The organism is Rhodanobacter ginsengisoli, assembly GCF_042657065.1.
Taxonomy (GTDB): Bacteria; Pseudomonadota; Gammaproteobacteria; order Xanthomonadales; family Rhodanobacteraceae; genus Rhodanobacter; species Rhodanobacter ginsengisoli.
The window spans coordinates 1,164,284-1,185,946 of the sequence record NZ_JBHSNF010000001.1 but is presented as its reverse complement, the minus strand read 5'-3'; the positions used below and the strand labels follow the sequence as shown (position 1 = coordinate 1,185,946).

20 protein-coding genes are annotated in these 21,663 nt (G+C 67.5%); 8 read left to right on the top strand and 12 right to left on the bottom strand.

Going from position 1 to position 21,663, the window contains the following annotated elements:
• Positions 1 to 44 precede the first annotated feature (44 nt).
• From ACFPPA_RS05300 to ACFPPA_RS05280, 5 genes are all read right to left on the bottom strand, one after another.
• On the bottom strand, positions 45 to 359 hold the full coding sequence (locus tag ACFPPA_RS05300; RefSeq protein ID WP_377317970.1) for an antibiotic biosynthesis monooxygenase family protein: 315 nt from the start codon (positions 357 to 359) through the stop codon (positions 45 to 47).
• A gap of 42 nt (positions 360 to 401) precedes the next feature.
• Entirely contained in the window at positions 402 to 1,115 is a 714-nt protein-coding gene (locus tag ACFPPA_RS05295; RefSeq protein WP_377317968.1) for a response regulator, read from the bottom strand.
• Complete coding sequence (locus ACFPPA_RS05290; protein ID WP_377317966.1) at positions 1,112 to 2,644, bottom strand: sensor histidine kinase; 1,533 nt, start codon at positions 2,642 to 2,644, stop codon at positions 1,112 to 1,114. The genes ACFPPA_RS05295 and ACFPPA_RS05290 overlap by 4 nt, the downstream gene beginning before the upstream one ends.
• Positions 2,645 to 2,716: 72 nt before the next feature.
• Complete coding sequence (locus tag ACFPPA_RS05285) at positions 2,717 to 4,594, bottom strand: potassium transporter Kup (RefSeq protein ID WP_377317964.1); 1,878 nt, start codon at positions 4,592 to 4,594, stop codon at positions 2,717 to 2,719.
• 259 nt (positions 4,595 to 4,853) lie between these two features.
• Positions 4,854 to 5,237 carry an ArsR/SmtB family transcription factor gene (locus tag ACFPPA_RS05280; protein WP_377317962.1) on the bottom strand — a complete coding sequence of 128 codons (384 nt, stop codon included), beginning with the start codon at positions 5,235 to 5,237 and terminating at the stop codon, positions 4,854 to 4,856.
• A gap of 116 nt (positions 5,238 to 5,353) precedes the next feature.
• Between ACFPPA_RS05280 and ACFPPA_RS05275 the strand changes: the two genes are divergently transcribed.
• Positions 5,354 to 6,100 carry a glucose 1-dehydrogenase gene (locus tag ACFPPA_RS05275; protein ID WP_377317960.1) on the top strand — a complete coding sequence of 249 codons (747 nt, stop codon included), beginning with the start codon at positions 5,354 to 5,356 and terminating at the stop codon, positions 6,098 to 6,100.
• Positions 6,101 to 6,336: 236 nt separating this feature from the next.
• Entirely contained in the window at positions 6,337 to 7,608 is a 1,272-nt protein-coding gene (locus ACFPPA_RS05270; RefSeq protein ID WP_377317958.1) for a bifunctional alpha/beta hydrolase/OsmC family protein, read from the top strand.
• Between the two features lie 29 nt (positions 7,609 to 7,637).
• Here the strand turns inward: ACFPPA_RS05270 and ACFPPA_RS05265 are convergent, their stop codons facing one another.
• Complete coding sequence (locus tag ACFPPA_RS05265) at positions 7,638 to 8,858, bottom strand: FAD-dependent oxidoreductase (RefSeq protein WP_377317956.1); 1,221 nt, start codon at positions 8,856 to 8,858, stop codon at positions 7,638 to 7,640.
• A 369-nt stretch (positions 8,859 to 9,227) separates the two neighbouring features.
• On the opposite strand from ACFPPA_RS05265, the gene ACFPPA_RS05260 reads away from it, so the two are divergent.
• Positions 9,228 to 10,355: a flavin-containing monooxygenase gene (locus ACFPPA_RS05260; RefSeq protein WP_377317954.1), complete on the top strand. Its 1,128-nt coding sequence runs from the start codon at positions 9,228 to 9,230 to the stop codon at positions 10,353 to 10,355.
• Positions 10,356 to 10,426: 71 nt separating this feature from the next.
• Positions 10,427 to 10,831: a lysozyme inhibitor LprI family protein gene (locus tag ACFPPA_RS05255; protein WP_377317952.1), complete on the top strand. Its 405-nt coding sequence runs from the start codon at positions 10,427 to 10,429 to the stop codon at positions 10,829 to 10,831.
• A 243-nt stretch (positions 10,832 to 11,074) separates the two neighbouring features.
• Here the strand turns inward: ACFPPA_RS05255 and ACFPPA_RS05250 are convergent, their stop codons facing one another.
• Positions 11,075 to 11,401: a hypothetical protein gene (locus ACFPPA_RS05250; protein ID WP_377317950.1), complete on the bottom strand. Its 327-nt coding sequence runs from the start codon at positions 11,399 to 11,401 to the stop codon at positions 11,075 to 11,077.
• Between the two features lie 482 nt (positions 11,402 to 11,883).
• Here ACFPPA_RS05250 and ACFPPA_RS05245 point away from each other — a divergent pair, with 482 nt between their 5' ends.
• Positions 11,884 to 13,956 carry a hypothetical protein gene (locus ACFPPA_RS05245; RefSeq protein ID WP_377317948.1) on the top strand — a complete coding sequence of 691 codons (2,073 nt, stop codon included), beginning with the start codon at positions 11,884 to 11,886 and terminating at the stop codon, positions 13,954 to 13,956.
• Between the two features lie 597 nt (positions 13,957 to 14,553).
• On the opposite strand, the gene ACFPPA_RS05240 is transcribed toward ACFPPA_RS05245, so the two are convergent.
• Entirely contained in the window at positions 14,554 to 15,243 is a 690-nt protein-coding gene (locus ACFPPA_RS05240) for a hypothetical protein (RefSeq protein ID WP_377317946.1), read from the bottom strand.
• Positions 15,244 to 15,331: 88 nt separating this feature from the next.
• Here ACFPPA_RS05240 and ACFPPA_RS05235 point away from each other — a divergent pair, with 88 nt between their 5' ends.
• On the top strand, positions 15,332 to 16,285 hold the full coding sequence (locus ACFPPA_RS05235; protein ID WP_377317944.1) for an HNH endonuclease: 954 nt from the start codon (positions 15,332 to 15,334) through the stop codon (positions 16,283 to 16,285).
• 40 nt (positions 16,286 to 16,325) lie between these two features.
• On the opposite strand, the gene ACFPPA_RS05230 is transcribed toward ACFPPA_RS05235, so the two are convergent.
• From ACFPPA_RS05230 to ACFPPA_RS05220, 3 genes are all read right to left on the bottom strand, one after another.
• Entirely contained in the window at positions 16,326 to 16,745 is a 420-nt protein-coding gene (locus ACFPPA_RS05230) for a type II toxin-antitoxin system HicB family antitoxin (RefSeq protein ID WP_377317942.1), read from the bottom strand.
• A 36-nt stretch (positions 16,746 to 16,781) separates the two neighbouring features.
• Complete coding sequence (locus ACFPPA_RS05225; protein ID WP_377317940.1) at positions 16,782 to 16,958, bottom strand: type II toxin-antitoxin system HicA family toxin; 177 nt, start codon at positions 16,956 to 16,958, stop codon at positions 16,782 to 16,784.
• Positions 16,959 to 17,647: 689 nt separating this feature from the next.
• On the bottom strand, positions 17,648 to 18,517 hold the full coding sequence (locus ACFPPA_RS05220) for an aldo/keto reductase family oxidoreductase (protein ID WP_377317938.1): 870 nt from the start codon (positions 18,515 to 18,517) through the stop codon (positions 17,648 to 17,650).
• Between the two features lie 105 nt (positions 18,518 to 18,622).
• Between ACFPPA_RS05220 and ACFPPA_RS05215 the strand changes: the two genes are divergently transcribed.
• A complete protein-coding gene (locus ACFPPA_RS05215; protein ID WP_377317936.1) occupies positions 18,623 to 19,519 on the top strand; it encodes a LysR family transcriptional regulator in 897 nt (298 codons plus the stop codon).
• A gap of 43 nt (positions 19,520 to 19,562) precedes the next feature.
• Here ACFPPA_RS05215 and ACFPPA_RS05210 read toward each other — a convergent pair whose 3' ends face one another.
• Positions 19,563 to 20,369, bottom strand: a complete 807-nt coding sequence (locus tag ACFPPA_RS05210) for an isocitrate lyase/PEP mutase family protein (RefSeq protein ID WP_377317934.1) — start codon at positions 20,367 to 20,369, stop codon at positions 19,563 to 19,565.
• 290 nt (positions 20,370 to 20,659) lie between these two features.
• Here ACFPPA_RS05210 and ACFPPA_RS05205 point away from each other — a divergent pair, with 290 nt between their 5' ends.
• Positions 20,660 to 21,580 carry a M35 family metalloendopeptidase gene (locus ACFPPA_RS05205; RefSeq protein ID WP_377317932.1) on the top strand — a complete coding sequence of 307 codons (921 nt, stop codon included), beginning with the start codon at positions 20,660 to 20,662 and terminating at the stop codon, positions 21,578 to 21,580.
• Positions 21,581 to 21,663 lie beyond the last annotated feature (83 nt).

The window sequence follows — 21,663 nt, the reverse complement described above, 5'->3', positions numbered from 1 at the left end:
TGGCGGGATGCCGACCCGCTCCACGTCTCCGCTCGGGCAATCGGTCAGGCAACGCTCTCGTGGAATTCGCCCAGCGACGTTTCGGTTTCGGTCAGTCGCTCGCAGGCGATGTCGAGCTGATGGTACTGCGGCGCGAAATCGGTTCGAAACGCGCGATAGGCCGCTTCGCTTCGCCAGCGATCGACCGTGAGGTAACGGCCTTCCACATTCCGGTCGCGCAGCAGGATCGTGCCGATGAATCCGGGTGACTGGCGAAACAGCCGAACCCAGCTGCCATCCTCGCCATAGTGCCGCTCGAACTCGGCGCGCGCGGCCTGCGCGACGGTGAACTCCCACAGGCAGGTGTAGCCATCGTTCATGGATCGACCACCTCGTATTTGCCGGTGCCGCCCCGGTGCGGGCTACTCCGCCGCGCCGCTGACGCCCACGAAACGGTAGCCGACCCCCGGCTCGGTCTTCAACCAGCGCGGCGCTGCCGGATCGTCGCCGAGCTTCTGCCGCAGCCGGCCCACCACGATGCGCAGGTAGTGGGTGTCCTGCACATGGGTCGCGCCCCACACCTCGCGCAGCAGTTGCTGCTGGCTCACCACCCGCCCGGAATGACCGAGCAGCAGGGCAAGCACCGCGTACTCCTTGCGGGTCAACGCGAGCGGCGTGCCGTCGAGCGCCACCTCGCGCCGCGCCAGGTCCACGCTGAGATGGCCATCGTCGTAGCGCGGCGTCATCCCGCCGACGCTGGCGGTCGCCCGCGTGCGCAGCAGGGCGCGCACACGCGCCATCAGTTCCTGGATGCCGAACGGCTTGGTCACGTAGTCGTTGGCGCCGTTGTCCAGCGCACGCACCTTTTCGCGTTCCGCGTCGCGCACGGACAGCATCAGTACCGGCACCGTGCTCCATTGGCGCAGCTCGGCCAGCACCTCGTGACCCTCGCGGTCAGGCAGTCCCAGGTCCAGGATCACCAGGTCGGGCGACTGCGTCGCGGCCAGCGCCAGGCCTTCGGCCGCGGTGGCAGCCTGCAGCACGTGGTAGCCCTCGGCGCGCAGACCGATATCGAGGAAGCGACGAATCTGCATCTCGTCGTCGATCACCAGGACGCGCGGTGCCGAGGCATTCATGGGCCGGGCTCCGGCATGGGCGGCAAGGGCAGCATGACGCGGATCGTGGTGCCACCGCCCTCGCCTGGCAAGGCCTCGACACTGCCGCCATGCGCACCGACCATGCCGCGACAGATCGACAGGCCGAGTCCGGTACCTTTCCTGCCGCTGTCGCCGCGCGCGACCGAATAGAACGTGTCGAAGATCCGTGCCCGTTCCTCCGTGGGGATTCCCGGACCGTGATCGACGACCTCGATCCGCAACTGGCCATCCACCTCGTCGACGCGCACCTGCACCGACTCGCCCGGCGGGGAAAAATGCGCGGCGTTTTCCAGGATATTGAACAGCGCCTGCTCGATCAGGGCCGGATGCACGTAGAGCAGCACGGTGTCATGCAGGAACGAGGTTTCGACGGGCAGATCGGGATGGAACTTGCGCACCCGGTTCACCGCCGCCAGCACGACCTCATTGGCATCGACCCAATCGCGGTTGAGCTTCAGCGCGCCGTGGCCGAGACGAGTCATGTCCAGCAGGTTCTGGATATAGCGATCCAGCCGCTGGCCTTCATCGAGAATCGACTGCATCAATTGCTGACGCTCCTCCGGCGACAGCTGCTGCTCGTAGCTGGCCAGCGTGCCGGCGGAACCGATCATGGCCGCCAGGGGCGAACGCAGGTCATGCGACACCGACGACAGCAGCGCGCTGCGCAGGCGTTCGGTCTCGCCCTGCACGCGCGCGTCCTCCAGTGCCTCCGCCAGCCGCGACCGCTCCAGCGCCAGGCCGATGTCCTGGGCCATCGCCACGGCCAGGCCGCGGCGCCCCTCATCGGCGCCATCTGCATCGGCGTCCAGCATCAGCGCGACGACGCCGTGCCGATGGTCGTCCGTGCCCAGCGGCAGCACCCATGCGCCGGCATCGGACTCATACGGCGTCCCTGCGCCGGCCGGTACCGTGTGCTGCTCGGCAAAATCCGCAGCGGCGAGATCCATCCCGGCGGGCGACCAACCCGGCGGCACAGGGCCGACCGCCTCCAGCCCACCGTCGGCGTTGCGCACCACCATCGCCACGCGCGCGGCGAGCGCCTGTGCCATCGCCTCCGCACCTATGCTGCGGATGCTCTGCGCATCGTTGCTGGCCGCCAGCCGCTGGCCGAGGCTGAGCAGTGCCGCCGCACGCGCCTGCGCCAGCCGCAACGAATCCACCTGGCTGGCCAACCGGGTCGCCAGCCGGCTGCACACCAGAGCCACCACCAGGAACAGGCACACCGCCAGCACATCGTCGGCGTCGGCAATGACCAGGGTGTAGCGCGGCGGGGTAAAGAAGAAGTTGTAGCCAAGGAAACACAGCACCGCCGTATAGACGGCCACGCTCATGCGAGTGCGCACCGCCACCGCCAGCACCGCCGTCAGCAGGATCAGCGCAAGATTGGCCGTCGACAGGTACCGGGCCGCGGCGAACGCCGCGGCGAACCCGAGCAGCACCACGCCGGTGGCAAACAGGTAATCCCTGTTTGCCGGCCACTTCGCATGGGGACGCGTTGAATCGGACATGCCTGGCTACCGGGTCGGGTGGGCACACGTTAATGCATCCGGGTCGCTCGCGCCGGGCCGGTCGCCATCGGCTCAGATCGCCACCTGGGCACCCAGCTCGATGATGCGGTTGCCGGGAATCTGGAAGAACGCGGTGGCCGCCCTGGCATTGCGCGCCATGAACACGAACAGCCGGTTGCGCCACAGGGCCATGCCGGGCCGGTGTGCGCCCGGCACGATGCTCTCGCGCGAAATGAAGAACGTGGTGTCCATCAGGTCGAAGTTCATGCCGTCGTGACCGAGCCGGGTCAGCCGGGCCGGCACATCCGGATCCTCGTCAAAGCCGAAGCGCAGGCGCATCTGCGCGAAGCCGTCCGCGAGCTCCGTCCACTCGACCTGCTCCTGCGGTTCGGAACGCGGTGTGTCGAGGGTTTCCACCGTCAGCAGCACGTTGCGCTGGTGCAACACCTTGTTGTGCTTCAGGTTATGCAGCAGCGAATGCGGCACCAGCCCGGCATCGGCAGTCAGGAACACCGCGGTACCGGCCACCCGCATCGGCGGGTGCGTGCGCAAATTGGCGATGAACGGCGACAGTGCCAGGCCGCTCTGCTGCATCTCGCGCATGACCAGCACGCGACCGCGTCGCCACGTCGTCATCAACAGGAACACCACCCCGCCCAGGGCCAGCGGAAACCAGCCGCCCGACTCGACCTTGATGATATTGGCACCGAAAAACGCCATGTCCACGGTGAGCAGCCCGATTCCCGTCGCCGCCACCGCAAGCCGGCTCCAGCGCCACTGATAGCGGGCCACGATGAGTGCCAGCAACGTGGTGATCACCATCGTGCCGGTCACCGCGATGCCATAGGCGGAGCCGAGGTTGTCCGACGAACGGAAGCCGAGCACCGCGCAAACGATCAGTATCAGCAGCACGCGGTTGACCCACGGCACGAACACCTGCCCCGACATCTCGTGCGAGGTATGCACCACGCGCATGCGCGGCACGTAGCCCAGCTGCATCGCCTCGCGGGTCATCGAGAACGCACCGGAGATCACCGCCTGCGAGGCGATCACCGTGGCCGCCGTGGCCAGCGCGATCATCGGATACAGCAATGCCCGCGGCACCAGGTGATAGAACGGGTTGGCCACCGCCGACGGATCGTGCAGCACCAGCGCGCCCTGCCCGAAGTAATTGAGCACCAGCGCCGGCAGCACGAAATTGAACCAGGCCAGCCGGATCGGCGTCTTGCCGAAGTGGCCCATGTCCGCATACAGCGCCTCGGTACCCGTCACCGCCAGCACCACCGCACCCAGTGCGAAGAACGCCTCGGCATGATTGCGCAGGAAGAACGCCACGCCGTAGTACGGATTCAGTGCGCGCAGCACTTCCGGATGGTGGGCGATGCCCACCACGCCGAGACTGGCGATGCTGAGGAACCAGACCACGCAGACCGGCCCGAACACCGCGCCGATCCGCTCGGTGCCATGGCGCTGCAGCCAGAACAGCGACACGATCACGCCCACGGTGATCGGCACCACGTAGCGCTGCAGGGTGGGCGCGGCCACCTCGAGCCCCTCCACCGCCGACAGCACCGAGATCGCCGGCGTGATCACGCCGTCGCCGTAGAACAATGCCGCGCCGAAGATGCCGAGCATGATGATGATCAGGCGCAACCGGGGCACGTCGCGGACACTGCGCTGGGCCAGCGCCATCAGCGCCATGATGCCGCCCTCGCCCTTGTTGTCGGCGCGCATGATGAACAGCAGATACTTCAGCGACACCACGATGATCAGCGACCAGAACACCAGGCTCAGCGCGCCCAGCACGTTGGCCGGCGTCGCCGCCACGCCATGCGGGCCGAACACCTCCTTCAAGGTGTACAGCGGACTGGTGCCGATATCGCCATAGACGACGCCGACGGCGCCGAGCGCGAGGGCGGCCAGCCGACCCCTGCTTTGCTGTTGTTCCATGGCTCAGCTCCCTTCGCGCAGCGAGCGGCCATCGAAGGCGCGTGGCGGTTCGTACTCCGGAACGCGCGCCGATGGCTGCCGGGCAGGCCATGAAATGGATCGGAAACCTTTGCAGAACATCCGTGCATGCCTCGCCTGGAGAAGACGCGCACTCTAGGCAAGCGGCCGTAAGAACGGGATAGCGCGCAACGCGCAAAGCATAAAATTGCCGTAAAGATGTATGGCCGCAACGCTGACTCGTCGTGTCGCGGGAAACCGCCTAGCCGGCCGGGGCCTTGTTCCTGGCCGGGCGGCGCTTGCCCGCGCGGGCCTTTTCCGCCAGCTGGATGCGTTGCGCATTCATGATCGCGGGGAGCAGCCCGGGAAAGCGCTGCTCGATCTCGGCGCAACGGGTGGTGTTGAGCATCTCCACGCCCTGCCGCTCGCTGCGGATCAGCCCGGCCTCGCGCAGCGTGCGGAAGTGCTGCGACAGCGTGGACTTGGGAATCGAGCGGTCGATCACCTGCAGGAACGTCGAGCAGGTCTGCGCGCAGCCGGCACCGGCCATGTCGGCATAGATCGCCACGCGCACCGGATCGGACAGCGCATGCAGGATGCCCTCCACGGTGATGTCGTCGATGGATGGATGGATCAGCGGCTTCATGAAATCGATGGTAGCAGCCCTTGACTATTAGTTCCATAGTTCATACTTTACGAACCACGGAAGTTTCGAACCATCGGAATTTCAACCCAGGTCACCCCACCCACCAGGACATCGTCATGAGCAAACTCACAGGTAAAGTCGCCCTCGTCACCGGCGCATCCAAGGGCATTGGCGCCGCCATCGCCCGATCGCTGGCCGCCGAAGGCGCCTCCGTCGTGGTCAACTACGCGTCCAGCAAGGCCGGCGCCGACGCCATCGTCGCCGGGATCGCCGCGGCCGGCGGCAAGGCCGTCGCCGTCAAGGGCGACGTGTCGAAGGCGGCCGACGCCCAGGCCATCGTCGAAGCGGCCGTCAAGCACTTCGGCAAGCTGGACGTGCTGGTCAACAACTCGGGCGTCTACGAGTTCGCGCCGCTGGAGGCGATCACCGAGGAGCACTTCCACAAGCAGTTCAACGTCAACGTACTCGGCCTGCTGCTGGTCACCCAGGCAGCCGCCAGGCACCTCGGCGAAGGTGCCAGCATCATCAACGTCGGCTCGCTGGTGTCGCGCCTGCTGCCGCCCGCCAGTGCGGTCTACACCGCCACCAAGAGTGCAGTGAACGGCATTACCGGCGTGCTCGCGCAGGAGCTCGGGCCGCGCAAGATCCGCGTCAATGCGGTCAACCCCGGCATCGTGGAAACCGAAGGCACCCATACCGCCGGTTTCATCGGTTCCGACTTCGAAGCCGGCGCCGTCACGCAGACCCCGCTGGGCCGCATCGGCCAGCCGAACGACATCGCCTCGATCGTGACCTTCCTGGCCTCGGACGACTCGTACTGGCTGAGCGGCGAGCAGCTGTACGCCAGCGGCGGCATGCGCTGACCGGAAGTCGTTGCCGGCGCCGGCGCACCCATGCCGGGTGCGCCGGCGCATGGGTCCCGCCGCGGCCGGAGTTCCCGTCCTCGCCAATGGAATCGGCCGCGCGCGGCAACGGACCCGATCGGCCGGGGATAAGATGACCGCGGGGTCGGCCGGCCCGATCCGCCCGCGTCGGCGCGGGCGCGGGGCTTGCCGACAGACCCCGCGCACCCGGCATCAGCCATTGAGGGAGCCTCCCCATGTCACCTCGCGTCTTCGAATTTTCCAGCCCGGCGGGTTATCGACTGTCCGGCCGTCTCGAGCTTCCCGATGCGCCGGTGCGCGGCTGGGCGCTGCTGGCGCACTGCTTCACCTGCGGCAAGGACAATCTGGCGGCCGTGCGCATCGGCCGGGCGCTGGCCCGTGCCGGCATCGGCACGCTGCGTTTCGACTTCGCCGGCCTCGGTGCCAGTGGCGGCGAATTCGCCGGCAGCACGTTTGGTGCCGACGTGCGCGACCTGGTCGCCGCGAACCAGGCAATGAGCGATGCCGGCATGGCGCCCGCGCTGTTGCTCGGCCACAGCCTCGGTGGCACGGCCGCACTGGCCGCCGCCGGCGACATGCCGAATATCCGCGCAGTCGCCACCATCGCGGCCCCGTTCGACGTGACCCACGTGCTCGGGCTGTTCACGCCGGCCGAACTGGCGGCGATCGAGGAGCACGGCGAGGCGGAAGTGCAGCTGGCCGGACGGCCGTTCCGGATTCGCCAGAGCTTCATCGACGATCTGCAGCAGCACGACCAGGCCGGCCGCATCGCGGCGCTCGGTCGACCGCTGCTGATCCTGCATGCGCCCCGCGACGAACTGGTCGAAGTCGACAACGCCAGCCGCATCTTCATGGCAGCCCACTACCCCAAGAGTCTGGTCTCGCTCGACGATGCCGACCACCTGCTGTCGCGCCAGGCCGACGTGGACTATGCCGCGTCGATCATCATCAGCTGGTCCGCGCGCTACCTGCAACCCGTGCCGGAGTCCCGCGAGCACGGCCAGCAAGGCGACGTGGTGGCCGAGGAAACCGGTGCCGGGCGCTTCCAGTTGGCGATCCACGCCGGCGGCATCCGTTTTCTCGCCGACGAACCGGTCAGCGCCGGCGGCCTCGGCACCGGCCCGACCCCCTACGACCTGGTCTCGGCCGGCCTCGCCGCCTGCACCACGATGACCTTGCGCCTGTATGCCGAGCACAAGGGCCTGCCCGTCGGCCGCATCCGCACGGCGGTCGGCCACATGCGCCAGCCCGACGCGGACATCCCCGACCTGTTCACCCGCACCATCGCCATCGAGGGGCCGCTCGACGACGCCCAGCGTCGGCGCCTGCTGGAAATCGCCGAACGCTGCCCGGTCGACCGCACCCTGGTCAACGGCTCACGCGTCGAGACGACGCTGAGCGAACCGCCCGCAGCCGCCGAGCCGGTCGAGGCACACGCCGAGTCGATGCAGCGGCTGATGACGGCGGACGATCCCACGGCAGCCTAGATGAAGGCGGACGCGAGCAGCGCCCGGCTTCACCTTGCCTCGAGCGCATCCAGGAAACCGGGCGGCAGCGGGAACGTGCCAAACCAGCCGCGTCGGGTGCCGGACAGCACGCGCAGCATCTGACCGCGGCCACCGGGCAGGCGCGACAGCGGATGGAAGCCGAGGTCGCGCATGCGCGCCCAGCCATCGCGCTCGGACTGGAACAGCGGGGTCAGCCAGCGGCTCCAGAAGTGATAGATGCGCAGATGGTCGCGCCGCACGTGCGCGTAGCGGGCGAACGCTTCGGCCGTGCCCGCGCTTTCGCGCAACGCATCGCGCAGGGCGACGGCGTCGAGCAGGGCCATGTTCACGCCCTGCCCCAGCAGCGGACTCATCGCGTGGGCCGCATCGCCGAGCAACACGGCGCGGCCGCGATGCCAGCGGCGATGCATGGTGTCGCGATAACGCGCCTGCGCCAGCCCGCCGGGCACGGCGATGCCGGCCAGGCGTTCGCAGGCCCGCGGCCACACCGCGTGCACCCCGGCGCGCCAGGTGGGCTCATCGTGTTCGCGCGCCAGCTCGGCCGCCGGCAGACTCCAGAAAAAACTCAGCCGCGGCACCGGATCACCCGGTCGCGTGCCCACCGGCAACATGCCGACCATGCGCCGCGCGCCGACGTAACGCTGCTGCAGCACGTCGGTCCACGGCCAGTCGCCGGCCGGCACCAGACACCATTGCGCACCCCAGGGATAGGGCTTGTCCACCCGCGGCCTGGCCACCTGCGTGCGCAGGCCGGAGGCCGCGCCGTCGGCCAGCACGATCAGGTCGAAGCCGTCGTGGCAACGCGCCCGATCGTCGTACAGCGCGCCGCGCTCGGCATCGATGCGCGTGATGTGCACCCCGCAGTGCAGTTGCCGGCCCTGCGTCCACGCCGCATCGAGCAGCGCGAACAGCGCGGCACGCTGCATGCCGAGTCCCTGCAGGCGCGGATCGAGCTCGGCGTAGCGCATGTCCATCACCGGCCGCCCGCTCACCGTCTCGCCGTACAGCCGCGCGACCGGCGCGGCATGTTCCCGCGCCGCATCGAGCAGGCCCAGCTGCCACAGCACCAGCTGCCCCACCGGCTGCAACAGGAACCCGGCGCCGACCGGCCCCAGCTCGGCGGTTCGCTCGAACACCTCCACATCGTGCCCGTCGCCCGCCAGCATCAACGCCGTGGCCTGTCCGCCCGTGCCGTAGCCGACCACCGCCACCCGCAACCGCTTCGCCATCCGTGTCCGTCCCCTGCCCCCGTGACGGGAAAGTCTAGCCGGTCGCGCCGGCTCGGCCATGCGGCGAAGGGAGGCGGCGGTCCGGCCTGCGCCCACTCGGAAAATCCTGGAGAAGAACGGCAGCAGGCGGCCCCGGCGGTCGCGGATGATCAGGTTGCCTGCCTGTGCCAGCCATGACGTGGCGACCCGGTGCACCGCCCGCGCCCCGCGACACAGGAACAATGCAGCGAGTCCACCCAGCGCAACCACGGTCCTGATGCGGGCCGCAGCCGGTATCCACAACAAACGCCCGGGCGCGCAGAATAGGCTGTCGGCGATGCCCGCGTCGCCCCTGATGGCCGCCGGCCAACTGCCCACGGGTGGAAGCCCATGCTGGATTCAGATGCCATCGTGATCGGTGCCGGTCCCGCCGGACTGGCCTGTGCCGCGACGCTTGCCCACCGCGGCGTCAAGGCCACGATGCTCGAAAAGGCCGACGCGATCGCCCCGGTCTGGCGACGCCACTACGACCGCCTGCACCTGCACACCGATCGCGGCCACTCCGGCCTGCCCGGCCTGGCGATGCCACGCAGCTACCCGCGCTATCCGTCGCGCGCCCAGGTCGTCGCCTACCTCGAACGCTACGCCGAACACTTCGATCTGCGCCCGGTCTTCCACAGCACGGTGCAGACGATCCGCCGCGACGACACGAAATGGCGCGTCGACACCGCGACAGCTCGGCACACGGCACCGGTAGTGGTGCTGGCCACCGGCTGGGCCGACTTCCCGTACACGCCCAGCTGGCCCGGACAGGACGACTATCGCGGCGAGATCCTTCACAGCAGCCGCTACCGCAACCCGACTGCGTATGCGGGCAAGCGCGTGCTGGTGGTCGGTTTCGGCAATTCCGGTGGCGAGATTGCACTGGACCTGGCCGAGGCGGACGTCGACGTCACGCTGGCCGTGCGCGGCCCGGTGAAGATCCTGCCGCGCGACCTGCTCGGCCTGCCGATCCTCAGCTGGGCGATCATGCAGTCCTGGCTGCCGCCCCGCGTGGCCGACTTCATCGACGCGCCGCTGCTCCGCCTCGCCGTCGGCTCCACCCGCAAGCTGGGACTGCAGACGGTGCGCAAGGGCCCGCTGCGGATGATCGCGGAAGACCACCGCATACCGCTGCTGGATGTCGGTACGCTGGCCAGGATCCGGGACGGCTCGATCAAGCTGCGGAGCGGCATCGCCCGCTTCAGCGCAGACGGCGTGGCTTTTGCCGAAGGGCCAACTGAGCCGTTCGACGTGGTGGTGCTGGCCACCGGCTTTCGACCCGACCTGCGTCCGCTGCTGCCGGAGGCGGCGGGCGTATTCGATGCGCACGGGCTGCCGTTGATGACGGGCCGTGCCACCACCGAGCCGGGACTGTTTTTCTGCGGCCACCTGGTGGTACCCACCGGGCAGCTGCGCGAGATCGGCATCGAGGCGCAGCGCATCGCGCAGCTCGCCGCCGCGTATTTGTCACGCTGAAGACGCTGCCTGTCGGTCGGCAGGCCGGTCAACGGATTTTCACGGGCGCCGCGGCGCCGGAGGACAGACCCATGAAACGTTTGCCATTGCTGCTGTCGATCGTCGCGATCACGCCGCCGTCCATCGCCCATGCCGACGACTGCGCCCACGCAACCACCCAGGCGGCCATGACCCTGTGCGCCGACCAGGCCTACCGGAATGCCGACGCCGAAATGAACGTCGTCTACCGGCAGGTCCTCGGCCGACTGAAAGGCGACAAGGACGGCACCCAGTTGCTCGTCACCGCGCAGCGGCGCTGGCTCGCCTTTCGCGATGCCGAGTGCGCCCGCTCCACGTCGGCCAGTGCGCAGGGCAGTATCCATTCGATGCTGCTGAGCCAGTGCCGCGCCGACCTGACCCGCAAGCGCATCGGCGAACTCGAGGCCTACCGGCAGTGCCAGCAAGGTGATCTGAGCTGTCAGGTACTGGGGCCGTGATGGCTCACGGCAGTCCGGCGGACTTCGACGCCGCCAGGTGGACGGAGCGACCGCCCGCCGATCGCTGAGCCAACGGCGATGCGACCCGCAAGGAAATCCGCGGCGGACCCGGCCCGCCGAAAATGTTCAAACCGCCCGTGGCCGCTCAAGCGCCCCGCGGCCACCCGACGCCGGCGCTCGCCGCCGCGACCCGATCGGCACCGGGCCGGTTCCATCCGGCAGAGCCGCGGCGACCGGCCCGTATCAGGCGTGCGTGTGCGAGGCGTATTTCTTGACGGCCTTGTCGATCGCGGGACCCGCCTTGGCGAGGTCGTCGGGGATCATCACCGGGTGGAGTTCGATGCTGGCGTCGAGCGCGAGGAACCACGGCTCGGCGATCGCCGGGATCTGCGAGGCTTCCTTCATCTCCAGGAAAATGAAGCCCGTGCGTTGCCCGTGGTTGTCCGTGAAGTACGCCGCCTCCGGCTTCTGGTCGGCCAGTATCGACTCGATCGTCTCGCCGAGCTTGCCCGCCTTGGCGGCGGCATTGCCCGACTCGACGGGAATATTGACCTTGAGCATGAATCGCATGACACGCCTCCTGAACATTCGCGTTCGTGAAAACACGGTTTGCCTTCGAGGCCGGCGCTGATTCGCCGCCCGCACGGATCAGCGCGGCAGTCGGGCGGAGTGCCTTGCCCGGCGGCGGCAGTGGCGCGGCGAGAACCACCGGCAGGGGCGGACGAGGCATCGGCGAAAGCGTATACCCGTTTGTCGTGGTCGGCGCGGCTCGCCAGCGCGACATCGAGCGTGTCGACGCCGGAAGATATTCATCCACGTCGATCCCTCCGCCGACTGCATCATGGTGCGCGACGACCTCGCCTCGCCGGAGCCGGCCAGCGCGCGGGAATACGCGGCGTGCGAAGAACGCGTACTTGGCTCATTCGACGATCTGCAGGAAGATCGACCATGAGCCGACGTCACGGACCCCGGCGTACGTGCTCTTCGAGCCGGGCCATCGACCTGGTTTTTCGTCACGGGAACCCGCCCGACCACCGATCCGTGGAGCCTGCATGATCCGCCTGATTCTCACGTCCGCCGCCCTCTCGCTTGCCGTCGCCGCCCCTGCCGCCACCGCCCCTGCCGCTTCGACCGCATCCGCCGTTCCCGCGCCGCTGGCGTTTCGCATCGACGAAGGACGCATCATCAATGCGTTCTATCGGCACGGGCCGATCGCCGCCCATCTGCTGCTGCGCTCGGGCGACCAGCCGCGCATCCTGGTCGCGTTTCCCGCCGGCAACAGCGGGGTCGGCGTGTGGTTCGGGCAGACCGCCAAGCCGGTCGCCTGGACGCTGGACCAGGCGCCGCAGCCGCTGACGATGAAGGACGCCCGCGGACGTCCGCTGCGCGGCATCACCGCGGTGGCGACGCTCGATACCGAGTCGCTGAAGCTGCGCCAGGCGGTGCTGTCGTCCATCCGCGTGTTGCGCGACTACGAGGTGCTTGGCAAGGCACCCGCCCAGGTGCTGACGCCGCCGACGGTCGACCACGGGGCGCTGGTCTGGGCGCGCGACCGGCTGGATGGCGCGCCGGGCTACCGGCTCACGCTGACGCCGCTCGATGGCGCGACGGTCACGTCGACCGGACTGGTCGGCAGCCGGGGCCATCTCCGCGTCCGCATCACCGCCCTCACCGGCGAGACGCCGCTGCAGCCGCTGCAAGGCAAGACGCTGCTGAATGCCGACGCGCGGCCCGACCCGCGGGCGCGCGACGCGCTGTCGTTCCTCGCCTACCGGCAGAAATTCCTGGCCGGCTCGTGGCGCTTCGACACCTACTTCGGGCGCGACACCCTGATGTCGCTGCGGCTGCTGATGCCGGTGCTGCAACCCACCGCGGTCGAGGACGGCATCAGCTCGGTGCTGGCCCGGCTGGCGCCGGATGGCGAGGTCTCCCACGAAGAAGGCATCGGCGAATTCGCCGTGCTGCAGAACGAGCACGACGGCAAGGGGCGGGTCGACACGCCGAGCTACGACTACGGCATGGTCGATGACGACTTCATGCTGGCGCCGGTCGCGGCCGCATGGCTGCTCGAGCACCCACAGGGTCGCGAACGCGCGGCCGCGTTCCTGGCGCGCTCGGGCGCCGATGGCGTCAGCGACGGCAACCGGCTGGTGCGCAACTTCGCCTGGGTGGTCGAGCGCACTGCCGCGTTCGCCGCCGCCCCGAAAGTCGACAACATGGTCGGCATCAAACCGGGGCGCATGACCGGACAATGGCGCGACAGCCAGGAAGGCTTGGGACGGGGCCACTACCCCTACGACGTCAACGCGGTCTGGGTGCCGGCCGCACTCGATGCCATCGAACGCTTCGCCCGCACCGGCCTGCTCGATCACTACGGTACCGCCACCCAGCGCGCCGCACTGAAGCGCGCCGGCCAGCAGGCCGCGGTGTGGCACCGCCGGGCCCCGTCGCTGTTCTCCGTGACATTGCCCAATCAGCGCGCCCGCCAGGACATCGTCGACTATGCCAGGGCCGTCGGCGTGCCGGCGCAGCCCGCCCTGAGCTCGCTCGGCAGCGCGCCGCTGGTGTTCAACGCGCTGTCGCTGGATACCGACGGCACGCCGGTGCCGGTGCTCCATTCCGACGATGGCTTCGCCCTCCTGTTCGGCACGCTCAAGCCGGCACAGGTCGAGCAGATGGTCACCTCGATGATGCGCCCCTTCCCCGCCGGCCTGATGACCAGCGTGGGCCTGCTGGTGGCCGATCCCGCCTACGCCTCCGCCGCCGCCCAGTCACGCTTCGGCGCCACCGCCTACCACGGCACCGTGGTCTGGTCCTGGCAGCAGGCGATCCTCGCCGCCGGCCTGAAACGCCAACTGGCCCGTACCGACCTGCCCCCACCGCTGCGCGCCAGACTGCTCGCCGCCGAACACTCCCTCTGGTCCGCGATCGACGCCGCCAACGCCGTCCGCAACTCCGAACTGTGGTCATGGACCTACACCGACGGCCACTACCACGTCGCCCCGTTCGGCGCCTCCAAGGCCGACGCCGACGAAAGCAACGCCGCCCAACTCTGGAGCACCGTCTACCTGGCCTTGAAGCCGCCGGTGACGACGCCAAAGCCGGCGACGGACAAGGCGAAATGAGGCGTCGAACGCACGCATGAAGCTCGAAGCCCCCGATCGATGCAAATCGGGGGCCAGCCGCCTGGGTCGAGTACCGCAACTCGCCCCAGGCGCTTCGATCCGGAAGCTCGAGCCATGGAAGCCCGCTCTCCACCCCAATTTCTCCAGCAGCCGAGCTTGTTGCCCGAGTGCCCGGGAAATGTTCCCGGCACGCCGAGCAACCCAGCCCGGAGAGCCGAGCAAAAAGCCCGGACGGCCGAGCTATTTTCTCGGCGCGCGAAACAATTTGCCCGGCACGCCGAGCAGCTGAACTCGACAAGCCGGGAAAAAAAGCTCGGGCCTCCGAGCCTTTTGATCGGCAGGCCAGTGAAATTGCTCGGAGCGCCGAGCTGCGAACTCGGACCGCCGAGCAAAAAGCTCGGCGGTCCAGACATTTCTTTCGGCGGATCGGGCGGAAAGCCCGGCGATTGAGGTTCCCCGCACCGACCTTGGCCCCGCGACTGCGGCGCCCGCCCAGAGAAGCCCGACGTTTGCGACAAAAAGGTGGACACATCGAGCGCCGTACTCGGTTCCTCATCCACGACTCGCGTCAGTGGTAAATGGCTAGACAGCCATCGCTCATTCGTCGTGCGTCGCCTCGATCAGAAGCGCCTCATAGGCATCCCATCGCCCGCCCAGCCCCACCAGCCACCACGAAAGAAAGTAGGCGAGGAAGAGTGCCCACAGCAGCAGACCGCCCACCATGTGCACCTGTCCGAACGCTTGCCAGTCACCAAAGCGCCAGTCCTTGAACTGCAGGTAGAGGATGGCCAACAGCGGCAGGACGCCCAGTCGCTGCAGGCTACCCGTGAAGAGTCCCGTGCGATACGCAAGCGACGACTTGCGTGCGCTCAGGTAGCGCAGCCGCCGTGCCAGTTCGGCTATTGGAAAGCCCCTCATCTCCTTCACAAGTACTTGCCACCGGTCATAGTCGCGATCCAGCTCGCGCGACAGCTTGTCGTGTCTGCGGTAGAACGTGCGCCATTCGCGCCGGAGCATGCAGACAAAGCCGATCAGCATAGCGATCACACTGAGCCAAATGCCCATTTGCAGAACTAGCAACGCAACGCTCGACTTCACGAACGGTGCCGCGGTACACACCGAGACAAGCAGCCCTACAGAAGCCAACGCAGCGCGGCGCTCCAACGCCCCCAGCTTTTCATCAGAAACATCCCTGGCATATTTTTCGATCTTCTTCTCGATCAATGCATAGGTAAGTGGTTCGTTCGTCATGGGCGTCCCAGCAGGCGATTTCATCGGCGTCATCATGGCGCAACGCCCGGTATACAGCGAGAGCACGCCGCACTGTTCCCGACTCGCCCGCCCTTTTCGGCTAACCTGGTGCGAGGGAGATCGAATGGCTTACTGGTGGGTCAACCACAAACAGACGCGCGACCACGAAATTCGTGGTGGCTACCTGTGGTCGCCCTACCGAAATACGAACGGCGCCTTCAACCAGACCTACGAAAACATGAAGCTCGTACGCCCGGGAGATATCGTGTTCTCGTATGCCCACGGCGGCATCGGTGCCGTCGGTCGTGTCACTGAATCCGCCACACCCAGTCCCAAGCCGCTCGAATTTGGCAACGTGGGCGATTACTGGTCCAACGAGGGTTCGCTTGTCGACGTGGATTTCAAGCAGGCCCACCGCCCGCTACAGCCCAAGGCGCACATCGCGTCCATCGGCCCGATGCTCCCCAACCGCTATTCACCGCTGCAGAAAAACGGCAACGGCAATCAGGGCTGCTACCTCGCCGGCATCTCCGATGCGCTTGGCCATGTACTGATGGCGCTACTGGACATGCAGCAGGTACGCGAACTCGATCAGCCTTCACCGTACATGATCGACCAAGTACCCAACGCCCATGTGCTGGACGATATCCACCGCATCGAGTCGGACCCATTGATCCCGGAAACCCAGCGCCTTCAGCTCGCCAAAGCGCGCGTCGGCCAAGGCTTCTTCCGCAAACAGGTGATCCTTCTCGACAACGCCTGCCGCGTCACTGGCGTCACCGACACCCGCCTGCTGATCGCCAGCCACATCAAACCCTGGCGCGAAGCCAACAACGCCGAACGCCTCAGCGGCCACAACGGCCTGCTGCTCTCGCCGCATGTCGACGCGCTCTTCGACGAGCAGTTCATCACCTTTGAAGACGACGGAAAGATGCATGTGCACCCGTCGCTGTCACGCGATGTGCTTGAACGATGGTCGATTGATCCCAGCAAGTGCGTTGAGCGGTTCCGGCCGGAGCAAACGACGTTTCTTGCGCACCATCGGGACTTGTTTGCCCGGAAATCGACGTCCGTCTAGCAGCTCATAAGTGAAAGCTTATCTGGATCAGAGCCCCTTCCTACGCAGCCAGCACCGCCAACTCGATCCGATACCCCACTGCATTCAGCGCTGCCTCCACCTGCTCCAGCTTCGAGCTGTGCCGCAGATCGAGCAGGCGATCGACTTGCGGCAGGTGCACGTCGAGCAGGCGGGCCAGATCAGCCTTGCGCAGCCCCTTGGCCTGCATCGCTTGATACAGGCCGATCTTGGCTACTGCCAGCGGCGGAAGACTGACCAGTCGCTGGCCGCGCTTGCGTTCGCTGGGCACCGGGATGGGGCGGCGATCCTGCATGTACAGCTGCAGCGTGGTCTCGATGCCATCCACGGCCTCGCGCAGCGCTTCTTCTTCAGTGTCGCCCACGCTGGAACACTCCGGCAGGTCAGGACACGTCACCATCACCGCGCCTTCGACACGCGTCAGCTTGACCGGGTATTTCATCGTTGCTCCTTCGCTTCTTGTTCGTGCGGCGCGGGCTCACAGACCCGGGTCCTTCAGGATCTTTTTCCGCAGCGGCTCGGGCATCTCCTTCGATCCATGCGACGGAAACACCGAAGTTCGCCCCCTGTACCGCGCCATCAGGTGACTACCTTTGCCGGACTCAAAACGCACGCCCTGTCGCCTGAGCCATCGCTGGAACTCGCTGTATTTCATCGCCACATCCCTATGGGCACGAGCCCAGCGTAACAACATTTTTGTTGCAAGCAACATAAATGTTGTTTTCGCCGATCCCTGCGCAGAACCGAGGCCATCGCTCCATCGCCCGCGCAGCGGGCGCACCGAGTGCGGGCCATGGCTAGGGCATGGCGAAGGCATGGCGAAGGCATGGATGCCTGAGTTGAGGCAACGCAGGAGCGGTTGCCCGATGCCAGAGTTGAGGCAACGCAGGAGCAGTTGCCCGATGCCCGTTCGAAAAGCCCGGCCCCGGCTCACGGACTTGCCGGGCATGGCGAGGGCATGGATGCCCGAGTTGAGGCAACGCAGGAGCGGTTGCCCGATGCCCGGCAAACGCCAAGTGGGGTGGCCTTCTCTGTTGGTTACTTTTCTTTACTCCGGGCATCCTGCCCTCCGCCCTTCGGGTCGGCTTCGCCGTTCGCGCCCGTTCCGGACGGGCGCGTGGCCACGCAAGAGAAAAGTGACTCGGGCGCCGAAGGCGCACGAAAGCCTTTCGCTTGCCAGCCAGATCGCACCAGCGTAGCTACTCAAGACGCTGGATCCCAGCGTTCGCTGGGATGACGGCAAATTAAGAAGGCCCTCCAGTTGGCCGGCATCCTCAGGCACCTCGTTTGATCAGCAAGACCAACGCGATGAATCAGACGGCCGTGCGGCCACGCCAAAACGCATCACGCCCTGCCGATGCCATCCAACGCCACCATCACCTCCTCCCCCAACCGCAACCCCGCCACCGCCAGGTTCTCGCGCAAATGCCCCAGCGACGACGTGCCGGGGATCAACAGGATGTTGGGTGCCCGCGCCAGCAACCAGGCCAGCGCCACCTGCATCGGTGTGGTCCCGAGGCTGGTGGCCACGTCCGACAACGTCTGCGATTGCAGCGGCGTGAAACCGCCCAGCGGGAAGAACGGCACGTAGGCGATGCCCTGGGCGGCGAGCGCATCGACGAAGGCATCGTCCGCGCGATGAGCGAGGTTGAACTGGTTTTGCACACAGACCACCGGCGCGATGCGCTGCGCTTCGGCGACCTGGCTGGGGGTGACGTTGCTCAGGCCCAGGTGCCGGATCAAACCCTGCTGCTGCAGCTCGGCCAGCGCGCTGAACTGCGGCTCGATCGAACCTTCGGCCGGCGCATGGACGTCGCCCATGATGCGCAGGTTGACCACGTCCAATACGTCCAGCCCGAGGTTGCGCAGATTGTCGTGCACCGCCCGCACCAGCTCGGCCGGGCTCTGTGCCGGATGCCACGAGGCATCCTCGCCGCGCCGCGCGCCCACCTTGGTGACGATCACCAGCTCGTCGGCGTACGGGTGCAGCGCCTCACGAATGAGCCGGTTGGTGACGTGCGGGCCGTAGAAGTCGCTGGTGTCGATGTGGTTGACGCCGGCGGCCACCGCTTCGCGCAACACCGCCAGCGCGGCGGCGTGGTCCCTGGGTGGGCCGTACACGCCGGGCCCGGCCAGCTGCATGGCGCCGTAGCCCACGCGGTGGACGGTGCGATCGCCGAGCGAAAAGTTGCCTGCCTGCGCCAGCTTGTTCATGGAGTGCTCCGGGATCACGAGGGTGGGGACGGGATGAACTATAGGCACCACGCGACCATCTGATAATCCGGCACAATCGGCACGGGTTGTACGGAGTGCAGGACAATGGCGGCCGAGCTGCAGGATCTCTACGCGTTTCTCTCGGTGGTGCAGGCGGGCGGCTTTCGCGAGGCCGCACGTAGCGGCAGCGATTCGGCCTCCCGGCTCAGCGAGGCGGTGCGACGACTGGAAACGCGGCTGGGCATGCGCCTGCTCCATCGCACCACGCGCAGCGTGTCGCCCACCGAGGCGGGCGCGCGCCTGGCCGAGCGGCTGGCCCCGGCGCTGGCCGAAGTGGAAGCCTCACTGGACGTGGTCAACCACTTCCGCGACCGCCCTGCCGGCACGCTGCGGCTCAACGTGCCGGCCAACGTGGCGCGCACGGTGCTGCCGCCGATCGTCACGCCGTTCCTCAAGCGCTACCCCGAGATCCGGCTGGAGGTGATCGTCGAGGACAGCCTGGTCGACCTGCTGGCCGCCAATTGCGATGCCGGCATCCGCTACGACGAGCGGCTGGAGCAGGACATGATCGCGCTGCCGATCGGTCCGCGCACGCAACGCATGATCACCGCCGCCGCGCCCGACTATCTGGAGGCGCACGGTCGCCCGGAACATCCGCGCGACCTGCTGCAGCATGCCTGCATGCGCGGGCAGTTCTCCGGCGGCGCGATTCCGGCGTGGGAGTTCGAGCGCGACGGCGAGATCGTGCGCATCGACCCGCCCGGCCCGTTGCAGGTGCGCCTGGGCGCCGCCTTCGATCTGGCGGTACAGGCGGCCATCGACGGCCTGGGCATCATCCACCTGTTCGAGGACTGGCTGCGCCCGCACATCGACAGCGGCGCACTGGTGCCGGTGCTCGAGCCGTGGTGGCAAAGCTTCAGTGGTCCGTATCTGTATTACTCCGGCCGCCGCCACCTGCCCTCGCCGCTGCGGGCCTTTGTCGATTTCATCCGCGAGACCTGAGGCGCTCCGCACCGCCGCGCATCGCCTCGACCGGGTTCGGCCCCTACCTGTCGGCAAACAGGGCCTGGATCCGCCCATAAGGCATGGCGCCCTCGGCCAGCGACTCGGAGCGCCCGTTGTCGAGGAAATCCCGCGCCAGTGTTTCGGCGTGCCCCCACAGCATCTGCGCGATGCCGGAGCCCGCACTGAAGCGCCGCACGCCGAGCCGGCCCAGCTCGTGGACCGGCAGCAGTTCCGGCCAGGCCATCAGGTTGAGCGGCAGGTCCACGCCCGCCACGATGGCCTGGATCTCCGCCGGTTCGTGCAGGCCGGGAACGAACAGGCCATCGGCGCCGGCCGCGCGATAGACCGCGCCGCGCGACAGCGTTTCATCGACCCGGCGCGAGGCGTCGGCCAGGCTGGCCAGGTACACGTCGGTGCGGGCGTTGACGAAGATGTCCGCGCCCATCTTCGCGGCGGTGTTCCTGATTGCCTCGATCTTCGCGGCCAGCGCAATCGGCGCGTCGGTGCCGTCCTCGATATTGATGCCGGCGACACCGACGTCGAGCAGTCGCCGGATCGTCTCGCCGACCGCCACGGGGTCGTCGGCGTAGCCGTTTTCCATGTCGACCGACAACGGCACCTTGAGCACGCGCGCGATGCCGGCCGCGGCGTGGATCGCGGCGTCCACCGGCAGCTTCCCTCCATCCGCGTAACCGAGCGCCCACGCCAGCCCCGCGCTGGTGGTGGCGATGGCCGTGGCGCCCAGGCTTTCGAACAGCCGGGCGCTGCCGGCGTCCCAGGCATTGGGCAGCCGCAGCGGCTGCGGACCGGCATGCAACTGGCGGAAGAGGGCTGCGTTCGTTGACATGTTGAGCTCCGATGCATGGACGATGCGGACCGGTGCATTCTGCGCAAAGTTTCGTCCCGGTAACAGGCACCCCCTGGAGCGGTTCGCCGTGATGGCGTGCCGCGCATGGCCAGACCCCCTCGGAGGACCGGAGCCGATGCTCCCGCATCCGCCGGTCGGGCCGGAAGGTGTCTGCATGCGGCCGCCGGACTCCTAGGAAAAAACGACATTCACTTCGCCACCCGGAACGGGCACTCTAGGCTCGATTTTTTTGTCCCGAACATCCGGCATCCACGCTTCAGGAGCACGACATGGCTACGGCTTCCATCGAAATGGCCCCGAAGGTATTCCCCCTTGTCGACGTGGCAGGCGTCTTCGCCCCGAACGAGGTCGTGAAGCTGCAGGGCCTCAAGGGCGATCTGCGCGGGGTGGTGCAATCGGCGAGCAACGTGCGAATCGCCGGCCAGCGGAATCCCATCCTCGGCGTGAAGATTTCGGTCGATCGCGGCGACGTCGGCGAATTCAGGAACGGCGGCTTCGCCGGCTATACGGTGACGTCGGCCGGCGGTGCCACCGGCAAGGTGCTGGAGCCGCCCTTGCTGACCTACGCGGGCAGATTGCTGAAAGCCACCGAAATGCAGAAGATGCTGGTCGCCGCCGAGTCCCTCATCCGCAAGGCGGCCACCTTCAAGAGCGACGGCAATGCGCGGAAGTGGTTCGGCACGAAGGCCACCAGCCGCGACGCGCTGGCGACCATCCACCGCCGCTGCGGGGAGCTGCATCGGGGCGTCGCCGGTCTCGCCAACGTCATCTTTCAATGCACCAACGGCGAGACCATGGGGGGCATTTCCACCACCGATCCGCTGCGGGGCGGGCCGACCTGCCGCATCCAGCTGGGCCGGGGAGTGACCTACGACCGCTACAGCTGGGGCGAACGGGTCTGCACCATCGTCCACGAGATGACGCACTGGTTCCTGGACACGGTAGACGCGGTATCGACTCGGGGCAAGGATGCCTACGGCTACGAATGCATCAAGATGGCCGACAGCGACACGGAGTGCGGCAAGGTGCTGAACAACGCCGACAACTGGGCGTTCTACATCTGCGAATACCGCTCGAATGAGGAAGCCGGCGACTGGAGAAACTTCAGCGAAGCCGAGCTCAGGGATCGCCCTGCCTTCGTTCCGGGTGGCTACAACGTCGACCAGTCGCTGATCGCGCGCTACAACTAGCCCGCGGAATTACGCGGCTTTCCCCGCGGGGACACTGCACCGGGGCCGTGGTCGATCCACTCCCGTTGTACCGGTGAACCGGG

Bases quoted from the DNA above. Each gene is read 5' to 3' on its own strand.
- ACFPPA_RS05300 (WP_377317970.1), bottom strand. From the start codon at position 359: ATGAACGATGGCTACACCTGCCTGTGGGAGTTCACCGTCGCGCAGGCC.
- ACFPPA_RS05295 (WP_377317968.1), bottom strand. From the start codon at position 1,115: ATGAATGCCTCGGCACCGCGCGTCCTGGTGATCGACGACGAGATGCAG.
- ACFPPA_RS05290 (WP_377317966.1), bottom strand. From the start codon at position 2,644: ATGTCCGATTCAACGCGTCCCCATGCGAAGTGGCCGGCAAACAGGGAT.
- ACFPPA_RS05285 (WP_377317964.1), bottom strand. From the start codon at position 4,594: ATGGAACAACAGCAAAGCAGGGGTCGGCTGGCCGCCCTCGCGCTCGGC.
- ACFPPA_RS05280 (WP_377317962.1), bottom strand. From the start codon at position 5,237: ATGAAGCCGCTGATCCATCCATCCATCGACGACATCACCGTGGAGGGC.
- ACFPPA_RS05275 (WP_377317960.1), top strand. From the start codon at position 5,354: ATGAGCAAACTCACAGGTAAAGTCGCCCTCGTCACCGGCGCATCCAAG.
- ACFPPA_RS05270 (WP_377317958.1), top strand. From the start codon at position 6,337: ATGTCACCTCGCGTCTTCGAATTTTCCAGCCCGGCGGGTTATCGACTG.
- ACFPPA_RS05265 (WP_377317956.1), bottom strand. From the start codon at position 8,858: ATGGCGAAGCGGTTGCGGGTGGCGGTGGTCGGCTACGGCACGGGCGGA.
- ACFPPA_RS05260 (WP_377317954.1), top strand. From the start codon at position 9,228: ATGCTGGATTCAGATGCCATCGTGATCGGTGCCGGTCCCGCCGGACTG.
- ACFPPA_RS05255 (WP_377317952.1), top strand. From the start codon at position 10,427: ATGAAACGTTTGCCATTGCTGCTGTCGATCGTCGCGATCACGCCGCCG.
- ACFPPA_RS05250 (WP_377317950.1), bottom strand. From the start codon at position 11,401: ATGCGATTCATGCTCAAGGTCAATATTCCCGTCGAGTCGGGCAATGCC.
- ACFPPA_RS05245 (WP_377317948.1), top strand. From the start codon at position 11,884: ATGATCCGCCTGATTCTCACGTCCGCCGCCCTCTCGCTTGCCGTCGCC.
- ACFPPA_RS05240 (WP_377317946.1), bottom strand. From the start codon at position 15,243: ATGATGACGCCGATGAAATCGCCTGCTGGGACGCCCATGACGAACGAA.
- ACFPPA_RS05235 (WP_377317944.1), top strand. From the start codon at position 15,332: ATGGCTTACTGGTGGGTCAACCACAAACAGACGCGCGACCACGAAATT.
- ACFPPA_RS05230 (WP_377317942.1), bottom strand. From the start codon at position 16,745: ATGAAATACCCGGTCAAGCTGACGCGTGTCGAAGGCGCGGTGATGGTG.
- ACFPPA_RS05225 (WP_377317940.1), bottom strand. From the start codon at position 16,958: ATGAAATACAGCGAGTTCCAGCGATGGCTCAGGCGACAGGGCGTGCGT.
- ACFPPA_RS05220 (WP_377317938.1), bottom strand. From the start codon at position 18,517: ATGAACAAGCTGGCGCAGGCAGGCAACTTTTCGCTCGGCGATCGCACC.
- ACFPPA_RS05215 (WP_377317936.1), top strand. From the start codon at position 18,623: ATGGCGGCCGAGCTGCAGGATCTCTACGCGTTTCTCTCGGTGGTGCAG.
- ACFPPA_RS05210 (WP_377317934.1), bottom strand. From the start codon at position 20,369: ATGTCAACGAACGCAGCCCTCTTCCGCCAGTTGCATGCCGGTCCGCAG.
- ACFPPA_RS05205 (WP_377317932.1), top strand. From the start codon at position 20,660: ATGGCTACGGCTTCCATCGAAATGGCCCCGAAGGTATTCCCCCTTGTC.